This is a genomic window from uncultured Gordonia sp., from assembly GCF_937858515.1.
Lineage (GTDB): Bacteria > Actinomycetota > Actinomycetes > Mycobacteriales > Mycobacteriaceae > Gordonia.
Genome location: NZ_CALLZT010000181.1, coordinates 1 through 9,483 on the forward strand (window position 1 = coordinate 1; position 9,483 = coordinate 9,483).

8 protein-coding genes are annotated in these 9,483 nt (G+C 68.2%); 3 read left to right on the forward strand and 5 right to left on the reverse strand.

Annotated features, from left to right (window positions below; all coding sequences use genetic code 11):
* On the reverse strand, window positions 1–757 hold a 757-nt coding region (gene rfbA / locus Q0627_RS17730; RefSeq protein WP_298811737.1), incomplete at its 3' end, for a glucose-1-phosphate thymidylyltransferase RfbA.
* Window positions 758–835: 78 nt separating this feature from the next.
* Between rfbA and rfbB the strand changes: the two genes are divergently transcribed.
* Entirely contained in the window at window positions 836–1,837 is a 1,002-nt protein-coding gene (gene rfbB, locus Q0627_RS17735; protein WP_291018221.1) for a dTDP-glucose 4,6-dehydratase, read from the forward strand.
* Between the two features lie 296 nt (window positions 1,838–2,133).
* Here the strand turns inward: rfbB and Q0627_RS17740 are convergent, their stop codons facing one another.
* Window positions 2,134–3,018, reverse strand: coding sequence for an alpha/beta hydrolase (locus Q0627_RS17740; RefSeq protein ID WP_291018219.1), 885 nt, complete (start codon window positions 3,016–3,018; stop codon window positions 2,134–2,136).
* A gap of 98 nt (window positions 3,019–3,116) precedes the next feature.
* Here Q0627_RS17740 and galE point away from each other — a divergent pair, with 98 nt between their 5' ends.
* The gene (gene galE, locus Q0627_RS17745; RefSeq protein ID WP_291018216.1) at window positions 3,117–4,136 is read left to right on the forward strand and encodes a UDP-glucose 4-epimerase GalE; all 1,020 of its coding nucleotides are present in this window, start codon (window positions 3,117–3,119) and stop codon (window positions 4,134–4,136) included.
* 11 nt (window positions 4,137–4,147) lie between these two features.
* Here the strand turns inward: galE and Q0627_RS17750 are convergent, their stop codons facing one another.
* Both Q0627_RS17750 and Q0627_RS17755 read right to left on the reverse strand, forming a co-directional pair.
* Entirely contained in the window at window positions 4,148–6,148 is a 2,001-nt protein-coding gene (locus Q0627_RS17750) for a DUF6541 family protein (RefSeq protein WP_291018213.1), read from the reverse strand.
* Between the two features lie 39 nt (window positions 6,149–6,187).
* Entirely contained in the window at window positions 6,188–7,438 is a 1,251-nt protein-coding gene (locus Q0627_RS17755) for an MFS transporter (protein WP_291018297.1), read from the reverse strand.
* A 307-nt stretch (window positions 7,439–7,745) separates the two neighbouring features.
* Here Q0627_RS17755 and Q0627_RS17760 point away from each other — a divergent pair, with 307 nt between their 5' ends.
* Window positions 7,746–8,975: an NADP-dependent malic enzyme gene (locus Q0627_RS17760; RefSeq protein ID WP_291018211.1), complete on the forward strand. Its 1,230-nt coding sequence runs from the start codon at window positions 7,746–7,748 to the stop codon at window positions 8,973–8,975.
* Between the two features lie 85 nt (window positions 8,976–9,060).
* Here Q0627_RS17760 and Q0627_RS17765 read toward each other — a convergent pair whose 3' ends face one another.
* The gene (locus tag Q0627_RS17765; protein WP_291018208.1) at window positions 9,061–9,357 is read right to left on the reverse strand and encodes a 4a-hydroxytetrahydrobiopterin dehydratase; all 297 of its coding nucleotides are present in this window, start codon (window positions 9,355–9,357) and stop codon (window positions 9,061–9,063) included.
* Window positions 9,358–9,483: the final 126 nt, after the last annotated feature.

The following is a 9,483-nucleotide window of genomic DNA, read 5'->3' on the forward strand; positions in this document are numbered from 1 at the left end:
TCTCCTCCGGGACCGCGATCTTCAGACCCTGCCGCTGCTCCACCGTCCGCACGAAATTGCCGGCATCGAGCATCGAATCGAAGGTGCCGGTGTCGAGCCACGCGGTGCCGCGCGGCAGCACCTTGACCGCCAGCTTGCCCCGCTCCAGATAGTGCGAGTTGATGTCGGTGATCTCATATTCGCCACGCGGGCCGGGTGTGAGGCCGCGCGCGATCTCGACCACGTCGTTGTCGTAGAAGTAGAGTCCCGGCACCGCGTAGTTCGACCTCGGATTCCGCGGCTTCTCCTCCAGCGACCTGGCCACACCGTGTTCGTCGAAGTCGACCACCCCGTAGGCGCCCGGATCGGCCACCCAGTAGGCGAAGATCGCGCCGCCGTCGAGTCCGTCGAAACCCCGCAGTTGGCTGCCCAGGCCCGGGCCGTAGAAGATGTTGTCGCCGAGGATCAATGCCACCGACTCGTCACCGATGTGGTCGGCGCCCAGGACAAACGCCTGCGCCAGGCCGTCGGGGGACGGCTGTGTCACATACGAGAGGTTGATACCGAACCGGTCGCCGGTGCCCAGCAGATGCCGGAACGCGGCCGCGTCGTGCGGGGTGGTGATGATCAGGATGTCGCGGATCCCGGCCAGCATCAGCGTCGCGAGCGGGTAGTAGATCATCGGTTTGTCGTAGACGGGGATGAGCTGTTTGCTCACCCCCTGCGTGATCGGGTGCAGCCGCGATCCCGTTCCACCTGCCAGAATGATTCCACGCACGAGGGCCAGCGTAAGGCATGACCGGTCCGGCCATCGGTACCCTGGGGCCCGACAGCAACGGGCGGGAGAGGGTTTCGAATGCGCATACTGGTCACCGGGGGGGCGGGGTTCATCGGCGGCAACTTCGTGCTGCGCACGCTCGCGACCCGGCCCGACGCCGAGATCACCGTCATCGACAAGTTCACCTACGCCGCCAACCCGGCCGCCCTCGACTCCGTCGCCGACCGGATCTCCCTGGTCAAGGCCGACATCGCCGATACCGAGGTGGTCGACGAGTTGGTGGGCAAGACCGACCTGGTTGTGCACTTCGCCGCCGAATCGCACAACGACAACGCCCTGGCCGACCCGACGCCGTTCGTGCAGACCAACCTGATCGGTACGTTCGCGCTGCTCGAAGCGGTACGCAGGCACAAGGTGCGCTACCACCACATATCCACCGACGAGGTGTACGGCGACCTCGAACTCGACGACCCGGCCCGCTTCACCGAGGCCACCGCCTACAACCCGTCGAGCCCGTACTCGGCCACCAAAGCCGGCAGCGACATGCTGGTGCGGGCGTGGGTGCGCTCGTTCGGGATCGCCGCCACCATCTCCAACTGCTCCAACAACTACGGGCCGTACCAGCACGTCGAGAAGTTCATTCCCCGGCAGATCACCAACGTGTTGTCGGGGGTGCGGCCGCGGCTGTACGGCGACGGACGCAATGTGCGCGACTGGATTCACGTCGATGACCACAACGACGCCGTGTGGGCCATCATCGACCGCGGCTCGATCGGGGAGACGTACCTGATCGGCGCCGATGGCGAGGTGGACAATCGGGCCGTCGTCGAAACCGTCCTCGACCTGCTCGGACAGCCTCGGGATGCGTTCGATTTCGTCACCGACCGGCCCGGCCACGACCGGCGCTACGCCATCGACCCCACCCGGCTGCGCACCGAACTCGGCTGGACCCCGCAGTACGTCGACTTCCGCTCCGGCCTGGCCGCCACCATCGACTGGTACCGCGCGAACCCCGGCTGGTGGGCGTCCAGCAAGGTGGCGGCCGAGGCGCAGTACGCGAGAACCGAGCGCGTCCTGTGACGGTTGCGTCATGGCTGTCGGGTCACCGGACCCTTCGTGACGCTCGCTCGTCCCTCGCATCGCCCTCAGGGATCAAGAAGGCCATCACGCGACCTCATAAATCACACAACCGGCGCAACCAGACATCTTGATCCCTGAGGCCAGCGACACAGGCACCTAACGAATCCACCTCAGCCAGGGCAAATCACACAACCGGCGCGACCAGACATCTTGATCCCTGAGGCCGATGCGAGGGACGAGCAAGGGTCTCGAAGGGTCCGGTGAGACAGGCGCCTGACGAATCCACCTCGGACCGGTCAGTCGAGGGGGACCACCTGGTCCAGGAAGTCGACCTGGTCGGCGATGACGGCCTCGAAGGCGTCGCCGACGTAGATGTCGAAGTGGCCCTCGTCGTAGCGTTTGAGGGTGACCTTCGGGTTGGACTCGGCGGCCTTGATCGTCGGGCCGGCGGGCGCCACGGAGTCACGGTCGCACACGCACACCAGCGTCGGGGCGTGCGCCTTGCGCAGGGCGCGGGCGGGTGACAGCAGCGGGATGACCAGGCCGATGCGGGCGGCGACGGCATTGGTGAAGTCGTGGCCGTCGGGCACCAGGGCCAGGTAGCCCTCCGTCACGTCGGGGGCGGTCATCAGGGCCGTCGTGCCGGGATCGCCGGCCAATGCGACCCGGACCGGGCCGCGGCGCGCGACGGCCGAGATCACGTCGGCGACGGCCAGCGCCGTGACCCTCGCCACGACCAGCGGTTCCATCACCCGCAGCGACGCCAGCCCGCTGGTGAACGGGCACTGCGAGATCACCGCGGCCACATGTTGCCCGGCACCCACCGCCAAGACATGACCGCCGCCGAACGAGGTGCCCCACAGCACCACCCGCGAGCCGTCGACCTGCGGCAATGACCGCGCGAACGCGATCGCCGCCGACCAGTCGGCGCGCTGGCGGCGCACCGAGAGCAGTCCACGCGGCTCGCCGTCGCTGTCGCCGAAGTGCCGGTAGTCGAACACGAGGCACGCGTAGCCGGCGTCCGCGAAACGTTCGGCGAACGCACCCAGACGCATGTGCCGGACCCCGCCCAGACCGTGCGCCATCACGATGATCGGCGGGCGGGCACCAGCATCGGGCTCGTACAGCCAAGCCCGGCAGGTCACTCCGCCGGAGGTGAACTCGACGTCCGAACGCTTCATCACATCACTCCCCGACCGACCACCACATACCGAACTCACACCCTACGCCGAGCAGGTTGACAGTGATCGCACCCATGGCACGCCTACTCTGGATAACCATGCGAGTACTAGTGAGCGGCGGCGCCGGCTACATCGGGTCCCACACTGTGGTGCAGTTGGCCGGGGCCGGGCACGACGTGGTGGTGGTCGATGATTTCAGCAATTCCAAACCGACCGTCGTCGGCAGGCTCGAAGCCCTCACCGGCACGTCCATCCCGGTGCACGGTTTCAACCTCACCGACCCGGACAAGACCGAACAGTTCTTCGCCACCGAGCCGATCGACGCGGTCATCCACTTCGCCGGATTCAAAGCCGTCGGCGAGTCGGTGGCCAAACCGCTCGACTACTACCAGAACAACCTCGACTCGACGTTCTCGCTGCTACGGGCGATGAACGCGCACGGCGTGCGGCGGCTGGTGTTCTCGTCGTCGGCAACCGTGTACGGCGCTGAGCCGGTACTGCCGATGACCGAGGACCTGCCCACGTCGGCGACCAACCCGTACGGGTGGACGAAGGTGATGATCGAGCAGGTGCTGCGCGATGTGGCCGCCTCCGACGACGCCTGGCGGATCGCGGCGCTGCGCTACTTCAACCCGGTCGGTGCCCATCCGAGCGGCACGATCGGTGAGGACCCGAGCGGTATCCCCAACAATCTGATGCCGTTCGTCGCGCAGGTGGCGGTCGGCCGGCGCGACAAACTGTCGGTGTTCGGCGACGACTACGACACTCCCGACGGCACCGGCGTGCGCGACTACATCCACGTCGACGACCTCGCGGCCGGTCACATCGCCGCCCTGGACCGGATCTCCGCCACCGACGAACCGTTCTCGGTATGGAATCTCGGTACCGGGCAGGGTGTTTCGGTGCTTGAAGTGATCACCGCGTTCGAAAAGGCAAGCGGGCGGCCGATTCCGTACGAGATCGCCCCCCGACGGGCCGGTGACATCGCCGCCTCATACGCCGACGCTGCCCGCGCCAATAACGAATTGGGTTGGGCCGCAACCAAAACCATCGACGATATGTGCGCCGACACCTGGCGCTGGCAGTCGGCCAATCCCAACGGCTACCCCGACGCCTGACCCCGACCCTCCTATACCCGTCCCCGCAGCACGTCGTCGTCGACCTTGTAGACGCTCACGTTGCCCCGGTGGAATACCTTGGCCAACCCGGGCGGGGTGTGGCGCCGCAACGCAAGGAACGGGTCGCCCTTGCGCCGGTGGTCGGGTTCGGGGACGCCGTTCTGGAACTCCCAGTAGCTCGGCGGGCTGTCGATGACGAAGCGGATGTGCATGTCGCGGACCAACTGGTCGACGTGCGGGTCGCGGCCGATGTTCGGGGTGCCCCAGTACACCTGACGCTGGCGCGGGGACCACTTGTTGGCGCGGTAGAACGGGAACAGCGGGGTGAGCCCGGTGACCGGATAGATCCAGCCGGTCCCCTGATCGAGATTGTTCAGGATCAGCGACCCGCGGGCGCCGGGCTGCTCGGCGAGCCAGTGGTAGGCGGCGAGGTCGTCGGGACCGATGCGTTTGGGAGTGCGCTGGCGTGCGGCGGTGAAGGAATTGTCGTGGTAGCTGCCCACCGCGACACCCGCGATCACCGCGACCACCAGCACGAATGCCGCCGGAACCGCCCACATCCGCAACGGTTCTCGATGTCGCCACCGCTCGACTGCCCACAGCACCACGACCCCCACGCAGACACCCGCGGCGGCCGCCGAGAACATCGCCACCACGAACGTCAGCCGGTGACCGGAGTTGTAGAAGTAGCCACCGAACGCGCTCAGCACACCGTCGAGCGGGCCGAGCGGTACCACGGAATTGGCGGTGACCAGGACGAACAGCGCCCACGTCGCCAGCGCCGACCAGCATCGCCACCCCGCCAGCACGATCAGTCCGAGCAGCGTCGGGAGCACCAGCCACCACAGCGGATAGCGATGCTCGAGGGGGGCGGTGCCGTTGAACACGGCCTGTCCCAGCGCCTGCCACACGGTCGCGGTGTCGTCGCGGGATTCGAACCCGGACAGCTCGTTGTTCTCGGCGATCTTGGTGGTGCCGTAGATGACGGGGGCGATCAGCACCAGCGCCGTCGCACCGATCAACGCCAGCGTTCCGGTAGTACGCAACCGTCCGGTCGCCTCGATCAGCCACCACAGCCCGACGATCACCGCGACCAGGATCAGGCCTGACGGATGGGTCGCGGTGACACCGGAGATCGCGAGCGCGGCCACCGCGATGCGTCTGCGGTCGCGGGTCGCGCCGATCGTCAGGACCGCGGCGATCGGCGCCATCGACACCCCCACCGCATTCGGCACCGACGTCGTGGCGACCTCCACGTACGGCAGCGACGGGAACAGCGCCGACACCGCGGCGGCGATCCCGGCCACCTGCGCCGACGGCGTCGGGGCCAGCCGATGCCGGGCACACCAGTAGGCCAGGGCGGCCACCCCGAACGGCACCGTGACGGCCAGGACCGCCGGTGAATAGGTGTTGTACTGCTCGACCGGATTGGTGCCGGTGACCGGCATCAGCACCGCGCCGAGCGCGTGCCAGGTGTTGGGGTAATAGTTGAAGCCGTGGGTGTCGACGTTCATCAGTTCGCCCATGCGCAGCGACGACGCCACCCCGGTCTCGCCGATGAATCGCAGCGAGCTCGCATGCCACAGCGCATCCCACACCTGGGTTATGTTGTTCAGCCCGGCGAATCTGGCGTTGACGATCGGGCGGACGCAGGTGACGACGATCGTCACCGCGGCCAGGCCGACACCTGCGGCCACCGCGAGCAGGCCGGACGCGTCCGGCACGGCGTCGTGACCCGGTAGCGCCGGTGGCCGGTTCCGGCGGGAGGCCACGCGGGCACCCAGCAGGCAGACCGCCGGGGTCAGCCCGAGCGCGGCCAGGGCTGTCGGCAGGTTCCACGGCACGTCGGCCAACCCGAGCAGCACCGACCACAACCCGACGATCGCGAACGTGACGGGCGGCCCGGCTGCGACGGCCACCGGCCACGGCAGATGCAAGGCACGGCCGGTGAGGGCGCCCGGCACCACCACCGCCACAGCGGTCACCACGGCCACCCACGCCGCCAACAACATCGGGATCCTCCTTCGGCAGCCCCGTCCGGCTACCGCAGGCTACTCCGCGACAGCGCGCACGTCGGTGACCCGGACGTGCACGGGGTTGAGCCGATGCGCCGCGACCACCACGACGAGGCTGGTCAACGCGGCGCCCACCCCCACACCGAACATCATCGGGTAGGTGACCGACGGCCAGGTCTCGGAGATGAACGCCAGCAGCATCGGCATCGCGAAACCGAGGTAGGTGGCCGAGTAGAACACCGCGGTCAGGCCGGCCAGGTTGTCGGGTGTGGCCAGTTGCTGCACCTCCAGCAGACCGGACAGGACGGCCATTCCGTAACCGCAGCCCAGCACCGCGGCGGCGACCAGGGCGACCCAGATCGACAGCGTCCGGGCGGTGAGCACCGACAGCCCCATTCCCGCGGCCACCAGGACCAGCGCGAGCACCGCGCCGCGGACCGTGCCGGGCCGGGCGATGTGCCGCCCGACGACCTGGATGCCGAAGCCGACACCGAGCCCCAACAGGCAGCACAGCCCGGCGAACGCGATCGGGGCGCTCGAGGTCTTGTCGGTCATCAGTGACGGGATGATCGCGTAGGCCGTCGCGCAGGCCCCGAACACCCACGGCGCGACCGGCAGGACGATGAACAGGAACCGCGGATGCGCGAGGCCGGTGATCGGCAGGTCGTCGACGAGGCTGCCCGCGGACCTGTTGCGCGGCCGGGTCTCGGGTGCTCGCGGCAGCAACGCGAGCGCGATCACCGACAGCGCGATGTTGACCGCGTAGGCCAGCACGTGCGGCCAGGGTGCCCATTGCGCGAGCACCGCGGCCAGCCCGGCACCCAGACCGAAACCGGCGGTCAGGCTCATCGCGGCGCGTGTCGCCGCCCGGTTTGCGGCGCCCTCGCGGCGGCTGATCTCGGCGATCCAGCTGCCGCCGACGGCCATCGACAGGCCCAGCGCCACGCCACTGAACACGCGGCCGAGCGACATCAGGGTCAGCGATTGGGAGCCGAGCGCGAGCAGCACCGAACCGAGGGCGGCGAAGACCGGTGCCGGGAACATCAGGGGACGACGGCCCAGCCGGTCCGACAGCGGGCCGCCGATCAGCAGTGCCGGAACGATCCCCAGCACATAGGTGAACAGCAGGCCGTCTACGGCGACGTCCGAGAGTGATCCGTCCTGGCGGTACATCACCAGCAGCGGAGTGAACTCGTTGCCGCCCCACGCCGACGCGAACACGGCGAGGGAGACGGGGATCCAGCGGCCGGTTCCGGGTGCGGTGCTGCCGGGCGTCGAGGTCGACAGCGCCTCATCCGACTTGGACACGACTTGAACTGTAGATCGCTCGCCAGGTGCTTTGCCACCGTGAATGCAGGGAGGCCTGCACACCGGACCAGCGGGAAGTGCGATAATCACATCCGCGATGCGACGCGCATCACACGCGCACACGCACACCATGCGAGCCCACCCACGCTCAAACGCACACGCGAGCAGCGGCAATGCGAGAAGTCCGCAGCACAGCCGTCATCGCGCACTGACAGACTCGCCCCCGGGCCCAACCAGGGGCGAGAACAGTAGTCCGGTGCACACCGGACCTTGAGGGAGGACCACCGTGACCAGCACGGCCAGCAACAACTCTGCATCCGACGCCACGACCGGGGCGCCCGGGCAGCCGACGATCGCCGAACTGCCCATCACCGACGACGAGATCTTCCTCGCACACGTCGGCGGCAAACTGTCCGTCGAACTGCGCTCGCCGATCGACACCCAGCGCGACCTGTCCATCGCCTACACGCCCGGCGTCGCGCAGGTCTCCCGCGCCATCGCCGCCGAAACCGAACTCGTCGACAAGTACACCTGGACCGAACGGCTCGTGGTGGTCGTCAGCGACGGGTCGGCGGTGCTCGGCCTCGGCGACATCGGCCCCCGGGCCTCGCTGCCCGTCATGGAAGGCAAGTCGGCGCTGTTCCGCTCGTTCGCCGGCCTCAACTCCATCCCGATCGTGCTCGACACCAAGGATCCCGACGAGATCGTCGAGACCCTGATCCGGCTGCGCCCGAGCTTCGGCGCCGTCAACCTCGAGGACATCTCCGCGCCGCGCTGCTTCGAGATCGAACGCCGCGTCGTCGAGGCCCTCGACTGCCCGGTCATGCACGACGACCAGCACGGCACCGCCATCGTGACCCTGGCCGCACTGCGCGGGGCGGTCACGGTCCTCGGCCGCGACATCGCCGACCAGAAGGTCGTCATCTCCGGTGCCGGTGCGGCCGGTGTGGCCTGCGCCAACATACTGCTCGCCGCCGGTGTGAAGGACATCGTCGTCCTCGACTCCAAGGGCATCGTCAGCCGGGACCGCGACAACCTCAACGAGTTCAAGGAAGAACTGGCCGGACGTACCAATCCGCGTGAGCTGCGCGGCGGACCCGCCGAGGCCCTCGCCGGAGCCGACGTGTTCATCGGGGTGTCCGCGGGCACCATCGCCGAAGAACTCATCGCCACCATGGCGCCCGACCCGATCATCTTCGCGATGTCCAACCCGGACCCGGAGATCCGTCCCGAGGTGGCCGCCAAGTACGCGGCGATCGTCGCCACCGGCCGCAGCGACTTCCCCAACCAGATCAACAACGTGCTGGCCTTCCCGGGCGTGTTCGCCGGAGCGCTCGACGCCGGCGCCAAGCGGATCACCGAGGGGATGAAGATCGCCGCAGCCGACGCCATCCTGTCGGTGGTCGCCGACGACCTGCGTCGCGACCAGATCGTCCCCAGCGCACTCGACCGCCGGGTGGCACCCGCGGTGGCCGCGGCCGTCGCCGAGGCCGCCCGTGCCGAGGGCGTCGCCTGACGGTCCGGTTGTAGTTCAAGAACCGCCCCCGATCGGGTTGCTGCTGCGTATGTGCATCAGTGCCCTGCTCGGGGGTGGTTTTTGTTCAGGTCAGGCCGAGTTCGGCGGCGATCTTGCTGATCGCGTTCGCCAGGTCCACGTCCAGTTCGGTGAGCGCGCCCACGCTGTGGGTCATCAGCGCCAGATACACGCTCGAGTACCGGATGTCGATGTCGGGGTGGTGGTTCAGATCCTCGGCGGCATCAATGATGCGCGCCACGAACTCCCCTCCCCTGACCATGTTCGACGTCGCATAATCGGCGACCAGCATCCCGTCGGCCACCTGCCAGGGCTCCGCGACGGACGACGCTGCCTCGCGTTCGGAAATCGGTAAAGCGGACATGTCCATAAGGGTGCCCTAACGCCCCCTGGCATTGGAAGCGCGCCACGCGGGCCCGTTTTTGTTCCGGCGTCGCCAGTCGCTACACTCGTACCCGCTGCCCAGCGCAGCACGCCGCCTTAGCTCAGT